This window comes from Bartonella sp. MR30HLJHH (genome assembly GCF_042194195.1).
GTDB lineage: Bacteria > Pseudomonadota > Alphaproteobacteria > Rhizobiales > Rhizobiaceae > Bartonella > Bartonella grahamii.
Genome location: NZ_JBHIMO010000013.1, coordinates 11,700 through 29,602, shown reverse-complemented (window position 1 = coordinate 29,602; position 17,903 = coordinate 11,700). Strand labels below are relative to the sequence as shown.

The 17,903-nt window shown below is 38.6% G+C and carries 9 protein-coding genes and 1 pseudogene; all 10 read left to right on the top strand.

Annotated elements, in window-relative coordinates; genetic code table 11:
- Positions 1 to 52 precede the first annotated feature (52 nt).
- Positions 53 to 268: an antitoxin VbhA family protein gene (locus ACFIKR_RS07265; protein WP_375620165.1), complete on the top strand. Its 216-nt coding sequence runs from the start codon at positions 53 to 55 to the stop codon at positions 266 to 268.
- Between the two features lie 10 nt (positions 269 to 278).
- Positions 279 to 1,913, top strand: coding sequence for a BID domain-containing T4SS effector (locus ACFIKR_RS07260; RefSeq protein ID WP_375659389.1), 1,635 nt, complete (start codon positions 279 to 281; stop codon positions 1,911 to 1,913).
- Positions 1,914 to 2,066: 153 nt separating this feature from the next.
- Positions 2,067 to 3,983: a Ti-type conjugative transfer system protein TraG gene (traG, locus tag ACFIKR_RS07255; protein WP_375636367.1), complete on the top strand. Its 1,917-nt coding sequence runs from the start codon at positions 2,067 to 2,069 to the stop codon at positions 3,981 to 3,983.
- Between the two features lie 1,012 nt (positions 3,984 to 4,995).
- Complete coding sequence (locus tag ACFIKR_RS07250; protein WP_375659388.1) at positions 4,996 to 5,217, top strand: hypothetical protein; 222 nt, start codon at positions 4,996 to 4,998, stop codon at positions 5,215 to 5,217.
- Positions 5,211 to 6,809, top strand: a complete 1,599-nt coding sequence (locus tag ACFIKR_RS07245; protein WP_375659387.1) for a BID domain-containing T4SS effector — start codon at positions 5,211 to 5,213, stop codon at positions 6,807 to 6,809. The genes ACFIKR_RS07250 and ACFIKR_RS07245 overlap by 7 nt, the downstream gene beginning before the upstream one ends.
- A gap of 313 nt (positions 6,810 to 7,122) precedes the next feature.
- On the top strand, positions 7,123 to 8,304 hold the full coding sequence (locus ACFIKR_RS07240) for a BID domain-containing T4SS effector (protein ID WP_375659386.1): 1,182 nt from the start codon (positions 7,123 to 7,125) through the stop codon (positions 8,302 to 8,304).
- Between the two features lie 324 nt (positions 8,305 to 8,628).
- On the top strand, positions 8,629 to 9,912 hold the full coding sequence (locus ACFIKR_RS07235) for a BID domain-containing T4SS effector (protein WP_375659385.1): 1,284 nt from the start codon (positions 8,629 to 8,631) through the stop codon (positions 9,910 to 9,912).
- A gap of 203 nt (positions 9,913 to 10,115) precedes the next feature.
- Positions 10,116 to 11,912, top strand: a complete 1,797-nt coding sequence (locus ACFIKR_RS07230; protein ID WP_375659384.1) for a BID domain-containing T4SS effector — start codon at positions 10,116 to 10,118, stop codon at positions 11,910 to 11,912.
- Positions 11,913 to 12,229: 317 nt separating this feature from the next.
- Positions 12,230 to 15,461 (top strand): annotated as a pseudogene (locus ACFIKR_RS07225) (BID domain-containing T4SS effector).
- Between the two features lie 824 nt (positions 15,462 to 16,285).
- Positions 16,286 to 17,857, top strand: coding sequence for a murein biosynthesis integral membrane protein MurJ (gene murJ, locus ACFIKR_RS07220; RefSeq protein ID WP_375659401.1), 1,572 nt, complete (start codon positions 16,286 to 16,288; stop codon positions 17,855 to 17,857).
- Positions 17,858 to 17,903: the final 46 nt, after the last annotated feature.

Here is a 17,903-nt window from a genome sequence, read left to right as displayed (position 1 = left end):
CGGCTGCTAAAGGCTCTTTTAAGGCAACGATTGCACATAAAAGGAAAAATGCATGAAAACCAAAGCAACAGAAAACAGCGAAAATCTTTTATCGATGACAGTGGAAGAATTAAAACAACGCCGTGAAGCGGTTGAAGCAGCCATCAGCACCCATGCAATAGAGGGAATAGCGCTACATTCCAAAACGCTAAAAATTTTAGAAGAATATGCAAGGGGGAATATTTCACTCGAGGAATTTAATACTCTCATGGACAACGTAACATTATAAGGAAGCTACGATGCCGAAAGCAAAAGAAAAAACAAAAAATATACAGACAGTTTCTCCTCATCATTATGTCTACCCGAACACCACAACACTCAAAAATAAATATGGAATAAAAAACTTTAAATCCTTTCTGGAGAAATGCTCGCATGATACAGCAAAAGCGATGGTTAATCTGCGTGAAGCCCCCCTACCAGAAAAATTTGATACCTCCTATCTATGCTCTATTCATTATCAGTTATTTAAAAATACCTTTGAATGGGCTGGTCATCTTCGCCATCTTCCCTTTACATTTGAAGATGGTACCACAGCCGCTATGCCCGAAATGAAAAGAACAGGATGGGAAAATCCTTTTGCACTCGGTGATGAAATCACTAAAGGTTTACAAAAATTAGATCAAACACTTGCCGAAAAAGATAATTTGCAAGGCTTAACGCGTGAGACATTTAACTCTGAAGCAATAAGTTTATTTAACTTCCTTAACCAACTCCATCCTTTTAGAGAAGGCAACGGACGTACACAACGGGTCTTTTTTGAAAAGCTCGCTCAAGCAGCAGGTCATCAGCTTGATTTTTCACTTGTTACAAAAGAACGCATGATGCTCGCCAGTGTTGCTGTAGCAGAAAATGGTGATCTAGAACCAATGCAACATCTATTTGAGGATATCTCTAATCCCAATAAAATACTTCTTTTAAAGGAATTCATGAACAACATGAAAGAACTTGGGCGCAATGTTAATGATCGTCCCGTTATGGTTGCAAAAGAAGGTGAAACCTACACAGGAATGTATAGAGGTGCTGGTTATGATAGCTTTGCATTCAATGTGAAAGGGGCTTATATCATCGGCAATAAAGAGCATCTCACACCAGAACAACTCAAAACATTAAAACCCGGTGACAAATTTACCTTTACAGTTCCAAAAACAAAAGAGCTTGAAAGCATTCTCATTCCAGAAGAAAGACTAGCTCCTTTGACAGAAAATAAAAAAGCCGAAATGGTTGCAGAAGATTCTTGCGTCCACGCAAGCCTAAAACAGGTCCAGAAATTGTCAAAAATTGTTTATGGTAAAGAAAAAACATTAGATAAACAGATGCTAGAGATCATCAAAAATCCAAGCTTAGGCCAACAGCTCGCCAAGCAGATTGAAAGAGCACCGCACTCTGTTTCTCATCTTGCAGGTTTCAGTTTATGTGGACTACAAAATCAAGCACGTGCAAACGCTAAAAATCATCTTGAGATGCTCTGTACTACCGTTGCAAATTTCGCCCATGCTGTAAAACATGCAGAGAAGGAAATTACTCAAGAACATGCAACAGAACAAAGTCGTCGTGCAAAAATAGTAAAAATGCCAAGCAAAAGCTTACAAAAGCTCTTCACCTTGCCAAAAGAATTACAGCAAGAAGCTTTAGCAAAAAATCCTTTACTTCAAAAAGAGCTTACCGACTTTGTAAAAAACATCAATAGCCGTCTCTCACTAACTGAACATAAAGCTGTCAAAAATAATGAGTATGAAACACTGGCTCAAAGCATTGGTGTATCAGAAAATAAAGCCAAACAAATTACACAAACCGTTAAGCAAGCCAAAGAACTACATCAGCAAACACAAGTATGCGCAATGCATCGTTCCAAAGCATTTGCTATGGCTTGCTAAGAATGGATAAAAGCTTCCTACTTTATAAGAAGGGCTCATAAACAAGAACTGTTTGGCGTCATCTGCGTTTTTCAAAAAAGAGAGAGTTTAATATCGCACATCTGAAAAAAGAGCTTTTCGCAGCATAGTCTGATAGAATTGAAAGTAAATACAATGAAATATACCAAGACACAAATGGTACTCATTTTAACACCAATCGCTTTAGGTGCTTTAACGATATTCCTTGTTCCTCATTTTTTGTTGTTTATAACAAATGGACTAAAGAGCAATCAAATTTATTGGACTCTTCGTTCAGAACCTTTACTAGTCCTAGCACTAACAGCTGCTGTGTCATTGTTTTATAGTCTCTCGCAAAAGCTGCACTTACGTAAAGGAATTACTTTCGTTTCCCTTATCTTTTTTGGAACCACAGCTCTTTACTATATTGGTGGAGAAATAAAACGTTTAGGTCCCTATGTTGGACAACAAGGAATAACGTGGAATTATGCGCTTCAATTCATGGACCCCATGGTTGTCTTTGGCATCATCATTGGTGGTTTTTTTTCCATTATTCAATTCATAACAACCTCTCCACCTAAAAATAAGGTCAAGCGTGCAAAAAAAGGTGTGTTTGGTGAATCCGCATGGATGAATTTAAGAGAGGCAGCAAAAATTTTTCCTGCCAATGGGCAAATTGTTGTGGGGGAAAGATACCGTGTTGATCAAGATAATGTGTGCAAAATTCCCTTTTCACCTGGCAATAAAACAACATGGGGAAAGGGGGGAACAGCCCCTTTGCTAACCTTTAATCTTGATTTTGGTTCAACTCATATGATCTTTTTTGCTGGTTCTGGTGGCTATAAAACCACAAGTACAGTAGTTCCCACGTGTTTAACCTATCCAGGGTCTATTATTTGTCTTGATCCTTCAACAGAAGTTGCCCCAATGGTCAAATTTGCGCGTCAAAAGATGGGGAATAGAAATGTCATTGTTCTCGATCCCAATTCATTTTTAACAAAAAATTTTAATGTCATTGATTGGCTTTTAGACGACAGCGTACCACGCACACAACGCGAAGCAAATATTGTAAGCTTTTCTAAATTGCTTCTTACAGATAAAAAATCAGACAATTCTTCAGCGGAATATTTCTCGACACAAGCTCATAACCTTTTAACAGCCCTTCTTGCTCATGTTATATTTTCTGATGAATATAAAGACAACGAGCGCAATTTAAAAACATTGCGTGGAATTCTCTCTCAATCAGAAACAGCTGTTGTCAATCAACTACGTATGATTCAAGAAACAACACCTTCTCCTTTTATTCGCGAAATGGTTGGTATTTTTACAGAAATGGCAGAGCAAACCTTTTCAGGAGTCTATACAACCGCATCAAAAGACACTCAATGGCTTTCTTTGTCCAATTACGCAGATCTTGTCTGCGGAGATGATTTTTTTTCCTCAGATATTACAAATGGCAATACAGATGTTTTTCTCAATCTCCCCGCAAGCATTTTAAACAGTTATCCAGCTATTGGACGCGTGATTATTGGCGCTTTTCTCAATGCCATGGTTACAGCAGACGGTAACTATAAAAAGCGTGTTTTATTTGTCTTAGATGAAGTTGATCTTCTAGGCTATATGAATATTTTAGAAGAAGCGCGCGATCGTGGACGTAAATACGGTACATCTTTAATGCTTTTTTATCAATCCTCTGGTCAGTTGGTCAATCATTTTGGAGAAGCTGGAGCACGTTCATGGTTTGAAAGCTGCTCCTTTGTCAGCTATGCTGCCATTAAAGACCTCCAAACTGCCAAAGACATTTCAGAACGCTGTGGCCAAATGACTGTTGAAGTAACCGGAACAAGCAAATCAAGAGGCTTATCTTTAGGAAAGAGTTCATACAACGTCAATTACCAACAAAGAGCTCTGATTTTACCCCATGAGGTTATTCAAGAAATGCGTCAAGATGAACAAATTATTCTTATGCAAGGACAACCTCCTTTGCGATGTGGTCGCGCCATCTATTTCAGAAGAAAAGAAATGTTAGCCGCAGCTGCCAAAAACCGCTTTGCCCCACAAAAGAAAAACTAGCCTCCTATTATGAGATCTTGACTATGAAAAAAACAATATACATTTCTGTTTTTTAAAAGCCCGTTAACAAAAAGTTTTTGCCCACTTCCTCACACACATAGGGGAAAACATGATAAAAAAACCGTGTTTTTTCCTTTTTGTATTTTGTGTATTGTTTTACCAGCGCCCATTGTCTTTATAAAAAACACCAATCCCCTCAAATCACCTATAACTAAACCAAACCTCCACTTAGGAAAGTCTGCAAATACATTCCTACAAAGCTTTTTGTGTATAATTTATCCCCTACAAAAAACCAAAAATTTAATCTTTGAGATAAGAACTCTCAAGACACCTACACTCAAGAACATCGATTTTTTCCAAAAAAATATTTAGATATGCATCAAAATGAATAAATCATTCTTATACAAACTTTTCCCCCTTTACGATATCATAAAGTGTTCTATTTTAAATACAAAGCGCTGAAAAAAGGCTTTTCTCCCCAACTAAAGAAAGGGTTTCCTCTGTTATGGATCTTAAAGCAGCGCAATACGATAAGAGTAACAATACAAAATAAAAAACAATTTGTTTCAAACATATACAAACAAGATGTTCATATGGCAAGATGTTCATATGAAGCAATAAGAAAAACATAATGGAGAAAAATTTTTGATGACTGCTTTTGCCCATAGATTCACTAATCTGAGTACTGTGTATGAAAAGCACCAACTCCATCCACAAACCAAGAGCGATTGCACCCGCCATATCCACGATCTTCATCAAAGCGCTCTTGCAAATAACTTTATTAAAAGCAAAAAAACAATAATTTTAAGCAACATTTCTCTTTTTGATCCCTTTCTTACACCTCAAAGAATGAAGGTTTTTCCAGAGTCAATTTGTAGACAATCCATTTTCTGACCGCTCATGGGATTCATACCAGCGCCCTCAATAGCAGTATTTTACAGCACAACAGGATAATAAACAAAAAGAAACATCAGAAAAGCTTTCCAAAAATAAATGAAAAAAGAAAATATACATGAAAACAATCACAACAGAACATTTGGCATTTCTCACACCAAAAACCTTTCAAAAGTATCACAAAACGATCGATACAACCATCCATACACTTGAGGGAAAAGCACTCCCTCTTGTAACACCAAAAATCTCAAAAGAATACGCGAAGGGGAATTTTTCACATGCAGCGTTTAAGACGCTTATCAACCACCACCCCACCTACTTAGGAGAGATTATATGTTAGAGCAAAATTATTTATATAAAGGTACCCTAACACTCAAAAATAAATATGGCATAAAAGACCCCAAAAAACTGTATGAACGCTGTGCCCATGATACCGCCAGAGAAGCCGTCAATTTTCGCCATGAACCACTTCCACAAAAATTTGATTCCACTTATTTAAAATTAATCCACTGGAGCCTCTTTCACAAAACTTTTGAATGGGCTGGAAAAACCCGCGATGTATCCTTTACATTTGAAGACGGAACCTCTGCCCATATGCCAGCGATGCGTCCCAAAGGTTATGAAGTTCCTTTTGCTATTGGTCCACAGATAAAAAAAGAGCTAAAACAACTCGAAAAAACACTGAATGAGAAGAACAATTTAAAAGGTTTATCGCGCCAAGAATTTGCTGAAAATGCCGCTGAAGTTTTTATGGTACTCGAGCATGCACATCCTTTCCGAAAAGGGAATGGGCGCGTAAATCGAATGTTTATGGAAAAACTTGGACAAGCAGCAGGACATCCCATTGACTTTTCTTTCATCACAAAAGGACGCATGACAGCAGCTTGTATTGAAGCCATGCAATATGGCAATCCCCAACCGATGAAAGATCTTTTTGAAGATATCACGCATCCGCAAAAATCCCTTGTTTTAAAAGAATTCATCTCCCAAATGAGAAATGCTGGACTGGATGAAATTAACAATCGTATTGTTGTTGCCGCAAAAGAAGGGATTCCCTATGAAGGCATCTTTAGAGGTTTTTCAGCAGAAGGTTTTGTCATGGAAGTAGAAGGTGCTTTCGTCGTCGGCCACAAAGATGATCTCCCCCCAGAACTCGTCAAAACATTACTCAACGGTGCCCACCTCTGTTTTCAAAAAACCAACATTCAAAGCTTAAAAGAAACACTGATTCCAAAAGAAACATTAGCACCTCTTACACATGAAGAGTTATTCACAAGGATTTCAAATGACGCTTATGTTGAAGCATGCAGAAAAGAAATCGAAAATTTATCAAAGATTGTTTATGGTAAAGCCCATGTCTTAAAGATCAAAATGGATATCTTAACGGCAGATCCAAGCTTAGGAAATCAGTTTGCCGATCAAATTTTACAAAACCCTCAATCAATTTCTAAACTTGCAGGAAGAAAAATACTTGGCATGAAAAGTCCAAATCGTAGACAGGCGGAACAAACCGCTCCACAACTCAGCCAAGCCCTTAAAAATTATACCACAATAACACAACAAACAAAAGAAGAAATTTTAGAGCAACATCAAAGAGAACAAAAACGCTTGAGCCACACTGTCGAAACACCTGAAAAAAATTTACAAAACCTTTTTGCCTTACCAAGAGAACAACAAAGAGAAGCTTTATTGCATTCTCGTTCACTGCGACAAGAACTCCATCACTTTTCGCGCCAACTACACAATCGTCTATCTTCAGAAGATCGTAAAGCCATACAAGAAAAAGATTATACCAGACTAGCTTGCCTACTTGGGACATCGGAAAGCAGAGCAAAAGAAATTGCGAATACTGTAAGGAACACCAAAGAAGCACAATGTCAAGCTCACACCTTAAAAGTTAATCGCTCTTCATCACTGGCTCTTACCGGCTAAAAACGCGTGAACTTTTGCCTTCCAACTGACTCTTGGCGCAAATCATTTTATCTCCATTGCGCCCACCAGTTGTTTTAGAATGTTACAAAAAACAGTCCTAAAAATGAATCCTGTAAATTACTATAACTTATTGATAAAATTTCATAAAAAAGCTGTATAAAAGACATAAATGTCCACTATATACAAATATGAATAGCGCGAAATCTTTGGAGGTCATTCAATTCGATATCTGTCTTGTGTCTTACAGTTATCAAAAAGTAGGGAATGTGCCAAAGCCAAAGAAGTTTTCTAAAAATATTGAAAGGAAACAGCCATGAAAAAAAGTCACCCAACCGCTTCTACCAATATAGATGAACTAAGACGACAATTTGAACAGCAAAATCTAGGAGCTTCTAATACAGAAGAGCTCTACGCAAAGATTAACAAACCACCCAAAGAACAGCGCAATCCACAACAATATACACTTCAACAACCACCAGAAACGGTCTATGCTCCCCAAAAGCCACTTGACCAACAAAATCTAGGAGCTTCTAATGCAGAAGAGCTCTACACAAAGATTAACAAACCACCCAAAGAACAGCGCAACCCACAACAATATACACTTCAACAACCACCAGAAACGGTCTATGCTCCCCAAAAGCCACTAGGAAATCCTTATGACAGACTTGGTGGGAGACCAAGTGATGGGCGACGCACCGACAGACTCGTAGATCCCTATGCAGTAACCGATCTGGAGGCGAGGGGTTGGCAAACTTCCCTCTACGAGACAGTTGGTGAAGATGCACAGGGTAGGCATTCTTCCCGTGAACCAGAACATCCCTATGCAGAGCTTGAATTTGGTGAACGTGGTGGTGGGCGCTCCCCCCAAAGACCGCTAGAATCTATCTATGCAACGGTTGGCGCGGGTGCTGAAGGTGGGCAAGAGTCGCAACAACGAGAAAATCCCATTTACCAAGGCGTTGGCAGAGGAACAACAACACCTCCCAGAACCCCGAAAGATGAGATTACAACAAAGCTTTTACAAAACACAAGCTTTCAATATGGTGTAAGAGAAACCCAAGAGTGGTGCAAAGTTGTTTTTGGTAACGAACATGCTTTGAATGAACAACTGGCTAAGATTCTTGACGATCCCAAAAATGCAGAAAAAGTCTTACAGGACCTTGCAGAAAATCCTGAAGGACCTGCTAAACTTGCTGGTAGGAAAGCACTTGGCATAAAAAGTCAAGCACGCAAAGAAGCTGAAGATGGTTTTTCTCCCCTTTGCTCAGCTCTTGAGAGACATATCCATACTACACAAAAGCTCCATAAACAGTTTACACGGGAGCAGGAAAGAGAAAGAGGTCAAAGACACGAAAGTCCAGAAAGAGACTTAGAGAACAGACATCACCACCATCATCGCCATCATCACGCAAAAGGAAGAGAACACGCTAATCCAGAGCACAGCTCACAACAACGAAAACATGCCCCCGAAAAAGGAATGGCTTATGCGGTATAAGGCATAAACGTAAAAACACATAAATTTTTGTTTTTCATGTAATCTCTTGGCGTAAATCGTTTTATTGCGGTTGCGCCAAGAATTGTTTTATCTTGTGACAGAAAATAGTCCTAAAAATGGATTCAGTAATTGACTATAACTTATTGATAAAATTTCACAAAAAAACTGTATAAAAGACACAAAGTCCCATTACAATGGTAACAAATAGCGCCGATCTTTGGAAACCACTCAATTTTGATATCTTCTTATAAAAACCATAAAATATAAAGGGCGAGAGTGTGCACCAAAGAGGTTTTCTAAAACAATTCTTGAAAGGAAGCATGTATGAAAAAAGATCACCCTCACCCTTTTCCGTCCCCTTCAATACAAGAACTTATAGCGCTCTATGAAAAAGCAGCGGCAGAGGTTACAAGCTCAGAAAGCCTCTATAAAGAAGCTCCTTCACAAAGCAAAAGACTGTCATCCATACCGGAAAAAGATGAGGAAAGACAATCTCTTTTAAAAGAAGAAACTGTACATGCATCAACAAATCCAACAACGCTTCTAACAAGAGGTAGCTCTACCAAAAGGCAGCAAAAACCTGAAACGACACACTCAACAGTTACTTCACAAGTTTCTCTAAAAAGGGCAACAAGAGTTCTCTCAGAGGAAGAAATCATTCAATTGCTTCCACACCATTCATTGGTTCAAACATATCGAGAGGAAATCCAACGTTTATCCGCGAGTGCATATGGAGATTCAAATATTTTGCAAGAAAAAATGCAGGAAATTCAAAAAAATCCCGCTGCAGGAAAGGAGCTCTCATGGCGCATGGCAGCCTATCCTGAAAGTATCGCTAAACTTTCAGGTACCAGCACGTTGGGCTTCAAAAATCGAACGCGCAAACAAGCGGAAGAAGATTTTTCCGCCCTTTGCGTCACCGTTGATTGTTATACAAAAGCTGTAAAACAGGCAAGAGAGAGCCTATTGCAATCTCCAGAGCAAGAACTCAAAAACTATGAACGTTTAATGGGAAAGGCAGCAGTCACTGAACTTCTGCAAAAACCAGATCAACGTGAAAAAGAAACTCTTTCAGAGACAGAAATTTCTACCAAAATTCAACAACATTCAAAAGTCAAAAGGCACCATGCCCAGATCAAATATTGGTGCGAAGTTGTTTTTGGTAACGCAAACATTTTGCAATCACAAGTGGAAACACTTTTCCAAAACCCTGAAACAATAGAAGCGCTCGCACAGCAACTTGTCAGAAATCCTCAATCTTTTCACAAGTACGCTGGTATCAGTCTTTGTGGCTTTAAAAATCAAGCACGCAGACACGCTGAAGCTGGTCTTTCTCACTTAATTGACGCCGCTGACAATTATGCAACGGCTGTAGAACAAGTAAGAGAGAGCATTTCGCAAACCGAACAGGCAAAACAAAAGCGCCATGAACCATCTTCTAAACGGACGCAAGATTTGCATCAACAACAACGCTTATCACAATCTGTTGAACGCACTGAGCATTCAACAGTAACTCATGAAGAAGCAACAACCTCTACTCAACAAAGAGAAACAGATTTTAGTCCTCGCAAAACCGCGATACCAAAAGCGATGGCTTTTGCGAGCTAATAAGTTTTCACATTGAATCTAACATCTTGGCGCAACACATGGCAAAGGTCATTTGCGCCAAGAGAACCGATTCTTGTGAAACCATTCAGTTTCATATCCTCTCTCATAAAAGCAAGTGAAAAAGCATAAAACAGAATAAAAACCAACGTATATTTTTAAATAGTATTTAAAAACAATATTGGAAGAGTTTGAAAGGAACATGTATGAAAAAAAGAAATCCTTCCCCTTTTATCACCGAAATGATGGAAAAATTTCAACAACAGACTGAACAATCCCCCACCAGAACCCCCCCTCCCCAAGTTTCTCAAAGTTTGCCAAAACCAACTGTACAAAAACACCCAGAAAATTTATCACACCACCCAAAGGTTGCTCCACCGCCCCCCCCACACATGAAAAACCCAGTGCAAACCAGCACAATACCTCCTAGCACCAAAAACCAAGAGACGCCTCCCCCACAAAAAAAAGCGGCTCCGCCAAAACCTCCACGTGCAAAAGAGAGACAACAACATAAACCAACAGCTCAAGAGTTCCCCTCCCTACAGACAAAAGTGGCTCCGCCCCCTCCTCCACGCATGAGAGAAAAAACACAAACCGGCACAACAATCCCCAGTTCAACAATCCCCAGCTCAAAAATCCAAGAAAACTCCTCTCCGCACACAAAAGCAGTGCCACAAAGACCTCCACGCGAAAAAGATAGGCAACAAAACAAACCAACAGTTCAAGAGCTCCCCTCCCTACAGACAAAAGTGGCTCCGCCCCTTCCCCCACGCATGAGAGACAGAGTACAGAACGATGCAAAAATCCAGAATTCTGAAACACTCTACCCAAGTGTTAGACCCAAAACACCAGCACATATGAAAGTCAGGCAACAAAGTAGTTCATCATCACAAGATAGTGGAACATATGCAGTACCTCCTTCACGAAAACCACACCGTATGGAAAACAGAAAACAAAGCGATGCTGTCATCCCAAAACCTGCCTCTCCACACACAGCAATTGAACAGCCAAAACCGTCTCACGGACAAAAAAAATCTATTAATACAATGGAAAGAGAGCTATTGCTCGTAGCATATCAAGAAGAAATACAATTTTTGTGCGAAAAGGTTTATGGCAACAAGCTTATTTTAGAAGAAAGAATAGAAGCAATCAAAGAAAACCCTGATATGGGAGAACAGCTCTTATGGGATATTACAGAACGGCCTAAGTCTATTTCTAAGCTTGCTGGTAGAAAAGTTCTTGGCATAAAAAATCATGCGCGCAGAAAAGCTGAAGAAAATCTTCCTACCCTACGTACTGCCATTAACGATTATGTGTATACTTCAAAATATACAAAAAGTGAAAAGATTTCACAAGCTTCTCACACGGAACAACAACACCAGCGACAAGCACAAGAGGAAGAGCCAATAAATCAACATTTACAAAATCCGCTCAATTCAGAAAAGAAAATAAAGCCTCTCTCAAATCAGGAAATTGCCCGCAGAGTTCAACAAGATCCATCGGCTCGATATGCTCAAAGAGAGATCGAATATTGGTGCGAAGTTGTTTATAATGATCCATTTATTTTGCAATATAGAATAGAAGATATGCAAAAAATTCCAGAGATAGGAGAAGAGCTTGTATTTCAAATTGAAAACCCTTCTAGATCTTTTGCTCCGCTTGCTGGTAGGCAAATCCTTGGCATAAAAAATGGAGCACGCAAAGCCGCTGAAGAAAATCTTTCTACCCTGTGTACCGTCATTAAGGATTATGCTGAAACTGTAAAACAGTTAAGAGAAACCATTGTACAAAACCATCAGGAAGAACAACAAAAACGTCATCAACCGCTTAACGATCCCGATAAAAAATTGCAAAAGCAGCAAAACTTATCGCAGTCCCCGAAGTTACCTGAACACTCAACAGCAAAGCAGCATCAAGAGGTTGCAGAAACTTCTAGACAAGAAAACCAACCGCATGTTCGACCGCGCAGAGCCGAAACATCAAAAGCAATAGCTTTGTCGTGATAAATCTTCTAATTGTTGGCTTTTCATACAAAACTTTGGTGCAATTACCTTGCAAGATTGCATCAAAAACAGCGTATAAAATACAGAAAACTTTAGAATAAGACATCCCATTATTTTACAGAATTCATTGATAAAATTTCACGATAATACTTCATAAAAATTCCACACTTTAGCTTTGTTCCATGCGAATAAGGTCAATTTTTTCAATCATTCAAATGGGCATTCTTCTTTGAAGAAACCGCAATGAAAATAATTAAAGGCAAAAAATGTAAAAAAAGCTTTCAAAAAATAATGTTAACATTTGAAAGGAAATATACATGAAAGAAAACACTAAACATTATGCCTCTTCCACACAGGAAAAATTGCAAGAACAACACCCTGCAATTAGTGCAGCCATTTCTAAGCAAATCAATAAAGCATCGCAGAATTTCTTTTATCCCAATAGCAAAGTGCTTAAAAATAAATACCGCATCAAAGAGCAAGAAATATTAAAGGAACAATGTTGTGATGATGTAAAAAAAGAAATGATAAAACTGCGTCAAGAACCTCTACCAGAACAGTTTAATTCCTCCTATCTAAAATATCTTCATCAAAGCCTCTTTTCCCGTGCATTTGAATGGGCCGGACAAACACGCGAAGAGCCTTTTACATTTGAAGATGGTACTGTTGCTTCTATGCCCATTTTGAAAAGAAAAGAATTTACAAAACCTTTTGCGATTGGCAGAAAAATACAGGAGGGACTAGAAAAGTTAGATAAAACGCTTGCTGAAAAGAATAATTTACAAGGCTTAACTCGCGAAGAATTCGTTGAACAAGCAGCTGGAATAATGATAGATTTGCACCACTTGCATCCTTTTAGAGAGGGCAATAGGCGCACAAAGAGACTGTTTGTTGAAAAACTCGCTCAAGCAGCAGGACATAAGTTAGACTTTTCTCTTGTGAGCAAAAAACGTAAAGACTTTGTCCGCGCCGCTGCCATGGAACATAGCGATCCAGAACCTATGAAGCATCTGCTTGAGGATATCTCAAATCCAGAAAAATTGCTCATTTTACAAGAATTTACCAACTCTATGAGAGAGCTTGGATTGGATGAAAAAAATTATTATCTCGCTGTCGTCGCAAAAGAAGGAGAAACCTATCATGGTACCTACAGAGGCAGTGGACCCAATGGCTTCATGCTTGATGCCGACGGGATTTTCATTTTGGGAAATAAAAAAGATCTCACCCCAGAGCAAATACAGACATTAAAAATCGGTGACGCCCTCTCCTTTACAGCGCCCAAAACTCAAAACCCAGAAAAAACCCAGCAAAAAACATTGCTTCCAGAAAAAAAAAGAGCCGTTCTCACAAGCGATGAAATAACTGAAAAGAGCAAAGATAACGCATCCATTCAAACAAAGAAAAAAGAAAACGCCCTTTTTTCACCATGGATTACCCCTCATGCTTTACATGACAGCATTGAAGTTATGCCTCAAAGTTTGCAAGAACAAGAACAAATGGCCAAACCAATTGCGCAATCTGCTTCCTCCATGAGGAAAACACAAAAAGATTTCCAAAAAAACATTTTACAGACCAGCAATACAGCGACAAATGATCCAATATCTGTCCAAATGACAAAGGAAAAACGCTCTGATCATCAAGAAAGAACAAAACACCCCCCAAAAAAAGCAATGGCATACTGGGACACTGGTACAAAAAAGACGGATAGCGTCCCTCTCACCTTACAGGAGAAATTATCCTCATCGCCTGAAACCGAAGAAAATAAGACAATGTATCGTAATTTCTTTTGCCCTAATAGTATCACCTTAAAAAATAAATATGGAATAAAAGACTATAAAAAATTAAAAGTGCAATGTGCCCATGATACAACAAAAGCAATCATTCATCTACGCCAAGAAGCGCCACCGCAAAAACTAACTTCCACATATCTCCAATATATTCATCACACCCTATTTAAAAATACTTTTGAATGGGCCGGACAAACACGCGAAAAACCATTTACATTTGAAGATGGTACCGTTGCTTATATGCCAATGATGAAAAAAGCTGGTATTTCTTTTGCCTCAGCAAAACAGATACAAGAGGGACTAGAAAATTTAGATAAAATACTTTCTGAAACGAATAGTTTAAAAGGCTTAACCCGCGAAACATTTATTGAACATGTCACTGAAATGTTGATACAGCTCAACTATACGCATCCCTTCAGAGAAGGTAATGGACGCACACAACGAATGTTTTTTGAAAAACTTGGGCAAGTTGCTGGCCACACACTCGACTTTTCTCTTGTAACAGAAAAACGCATGAATCTTGCCAGCATTGCATCGCTAAAACATAACGATAAGGAAGAGATGAAACATCTTCTTGAGGATATCTCAAATCCAGAAAAAATACTTATTTTAAAAGAATTCATGGACAATATGAAACATATTGGGTTTGAAAATATTCATCATCATCTTATTATAACAGCGAAAGAAGGTCATACCTATAAAGGCTTCTACAGAGGCAGTGGACCCAATGGCTTTATGCTTGATGCCAACGGGATTTTCATCTTAGGAAATAAAAAAGATCTCACTCCAGAGCAAATACAGACATTAAAAATCGGTGACGCCCTCTCCTTTACAGCACCAAAAGTTCAAAACCAGCAAGAAGTGCTTATCCCCGCAGAAACAATAGCCCCCCTTACCAACAATGAAATTGCCACAAGGATAAAAAACAACGCATCCATTCAAGTAAGAAGAAAAGAAATCGAAACTTTGTGCCAAATCATTTATGGCAATCGTCATATTTTGCAGAAAAGAATAGAGATGATCCATGAAAATCATACTGAAGGAGAGCAGCTCACCTATCAAATTGCCACCTCTCCCCAATCTATTTCTAAGCTTTCTGGTAGCAATGTATTTGGCATAAAAAACAACGCGCGCGCCCATGCTGAAGCAAATATTTTGCCCCTCTGTAGAGCCATTGATCGTTATATCAATATTTTAAAACAAACAGAAAGAGATATTCTCCATACCCATCATGTAAAACAAAGGCGGTGTGAACAGTCGGTAAAAATTCCTGAGGCTTGGATGAAAAAATCTCTTTTCCTTGTCAAAAGCACAACAGCAAGCAACTTTATCAAACTCTCCTGAATTAAGAGGGGAGATAAGGACTTATATCAAAAAAATCAATGAGCGCTTATCCTCAAGCGAGCATAAAGCCATAAAGGAAAATAATCCTGAAAAACTTGCGAAGTGTCTTGGCACATCAACCGTTAAAGCAAAAGAGATTATAGAAATAGTCAAGCAGATAAAAGAGATAGAACAGCATATACAACCCATGTATTTTTATAATCATAAATTCGATGAGTGCTTAGCACCAAACCAGTATCAATCTATCCAGCATCAATCTATAAAGACAAACAATGAAAAAAAATGTTCCAACACTCTCGATAAAGAAACAATTAAAGTGCAAAAAATGACAGAAAACGTCAATCAGAGTTCTAAAAGACAAGAAAATATTCAACCTCACAAAACAGAGCACGCAAAAGCCATGACAATGAATATCTAAAGGTTTCATAAACTTTAACTTTTTGCCCTCTCTGGTAAAAATGATAGCCTTTACCCGCCTGCTTTCATTGGCAAATCAATCGCACCTCAACGGGAATGGAAACCATGAGAGAACAAATTTATCTTATTTCCTCAGATTTTATCCTCATTAACTATGAAAAGAAACCTGAACAAGTAAAATGAAAGGATCAATCATTTTTGAAAATGATAATTAATCACTTTCATTACCTATAGTGCTAAAAACAGACAAAATGCTGTTGAAAGATCACGTCTTCCTATCCTTTTGTTTATGTAATCTCTAAAATGGGAAGGCAGCCTAATTTTGAGAGAATATAAAGCCGTAAAGGTAAAAACCAATCACGAGCTTTGCCATCACCTTTTAGCTTAGCCTTACAACTTTTAAAAACATCTGGAGATTGCACATTGCTTCACGCTTTTATTTTATTTGCGTTCTTTAGTAGGGTCACGCCTCTTACATAAAAACAGAACGGTATTGGATTGCACTATTCACGACATCACACCATAAAGAGAAATTAACATTATATATCCCTATATGTCCCTTCAAACTGTCATGATGTCGCTCCCATATTTCAGTTTGAAAAAGAAATTTTAATTATTTTATGGCAACAATAAAAATTGTAATGCAACAGTAAACAAGGAGCATAAAAAAGTCTTCAAGCACCATTGTTGACAGAAAGATAAACACCGTCGTAAAACGCTTACAAAAAGTATCCTTGATTGGGATACAGATCAGATTTTTACGATTTAAAATGGTTTATTTCTCCTATCATCGCTTCTCTTTTACAACGAACCCAATATATCTTTATGACATTGATTAAAAAAATTGCAACAGTTGCTTCCGGAACCCTCATGAGCCGTATTTTTGGCTTCGTACGCGAAATGCTTATGGCAGCAGCCCTAGGGACTGGTCCTGTTTCTGATGCCTTTAACGCTGCTTTTCGTTTTCCCAACACATTTCGTCGTTTTTTTGCTGAAGGTGCCTTTAACGCTGCTTTTATTCCTCTTTTTGCAAAAAAAATTACTGAAGATGGTCAAGAAACGGCATGCAAATTTGCAGAAGAAGTCTTTGGCGTTCTCTTTTCGCTGCTTTTACTGATAACGATTGCGATGGAACTGAGTATGCCTTTTTTGGTACGAACCATTATTGCCCCAGGTTTTACTGAAGATGCAACAAAATTTAACGCTACAATTCACTTTACTGCGATCATGTTTCCCTATTTAACCTGCATGTCGCTTGCTGCCATGATGGGAGGCATGCTTAATGCTCTGCGACGCTATTTTATCGCCGCCATTGCCCCACTCTTTTTAAACATTATTCTGATTGGTGTGCTTGCCTATGCTTGGATCTATAAACTTGACGCTTGGCATATCGGCTTAAATCTCTCTTGGGGTGTATTGGCAGCAGGACTTCTTCAACTCACCTTAATTGCCCTTGCTTTGCGTCAAAGTGGAATGAAAATTTCCTTCCGCCAGCCCCATTTAAGTCCTAATGTTCGTAAACTATTAACTTTAGCATTCCCAGCAGCCATCACAGGTGGCATCACACAAATCAATTTGCTCATTAATACCAACATTGCTTCTAGTCAATCGGGTGCTGTCTCTTCTTTGATGTACGCTGATCGTCTTTACCAGTTGCCTCTAGGCGTAATCGCCATTGCCGTTGCAACCGTTCTTTTACCAGAATTAACACGCGCTTTGCGAAGCAAAAAGCACAAAGAAACCCACCATTTACAAAACCGCTCTATTGAATTAACGCTATTGTTAACACTTCCAGCATCCATCGCTTTTTTGCTGCTCTCCAATCCCATTGTCAGTTTGCTCTTTGAGCGAGGACAATTTACCAGTCAATCAACACACCATGTTGCACAACTACTGGAACTTTATGGATTAGGACTTCCAGCTTTTGTTCTCATTAAGGTCTTTATTCCTAATTTTTTTGCCCATGAAGATACCAAAACACCGATGATTTTTACAGGTATTTGCGTTTTCATCAATATCAGTCTCGCCTTAACATTATTTCCTATTCTATCTGCACGAGGCATTGTTATTGCTGAAATTACCTCTGGATGGGTCAACGCCCTGTTGCTTTGGGGTGTCCTTATCAAACGCGGTTATTGGAAATACGACTTCCAACTGATAAAGCAAATATTATGTCTCATGATAGCAACCCTTTTGAGTGCACTAGCCCTCTATTACGGATTGAATGTGTTTGGTTTTTTGTCTTTTCCTTTATCCTCACAAGCATCCTTTTTCTTGCGCGCCAGCACCTTAGCTGGGATCATGCTTGGCATATTCTTGATCTATTTTAGTGCCTATTTTTTATTCAACACCCATTCCTTTTTTCACATGCTTAAAAATTTGAAAAAACGCTCATAATATCTATACTTTGTCAAAAACAATAAAACAAATAACCTTAATTGAA

Excerpts from the sequence above, each read along its gene's own strand:
- traG (WP_375636367.1), top strand. The coding sequence starts at position 2,067 with ATGAAATATACCAAGACACAAATGGTACTCATTTTAACACCAATCGCT.
- ACFIKR_RS07265 (WP_375620165.1), top strand. The coding sequence starts at position 53 with ATGAAAACCAAAGCAACAGAAAACAGCGAAAATCTTTTATCGATGACA.
- ACFIKR_RS07235 (WP_375659385.1), top strand. The coding sequence starts at position 8,629 with ATGAAAAAAGATCACCCTCACCCTTTTCCGTCCCCTTCAATACAAGAA.
- murJ (WP_375659401.1), top strand. The coding sequence starts at position 16,286 with ATGACATTGATTAAAAAAATTGCAACAGTTGCTTCCGGAACCCTCATG.
- ACFIKR_RS07250 (WP_375659388.1), top strand. The coding sequence starts at position 4,996 with ATGAAAACAATCACAACAGAACATTTGGCATTTCTCACACCAAAAACC.
- ACFIKR_RS07260 (WP_375659389.1), top strand. The coding sequence starts at position 279 with ATGCCGAAAGCAAAAGAAAAAACAAAAAATATACAGACAGTTTCTCCT.
- ACFIKR_RS07230 (WP_375659384.1), top strand. The coding sequence starts at position 10,116 with ATGAAAAAAAGAAATCCTTCCCCTTTTATCACCGAAATGATGGAAAAA.
- ACFIKR_RS07245 (WP_375659387.1), top strand. The coding sequence starts at position 5,211 with ATGTTAGAGCAAAATTATTTATATAAAGGTACCCTAACACTCAAAAAT.
- ACFIKR_RS07240 (WP_375659386.1), top strand. The coding sequence starts at position 7,123 with ATGAAAAAAAGTCACCCAACCGCTTCTACCAATATAGATGAACTAAGA.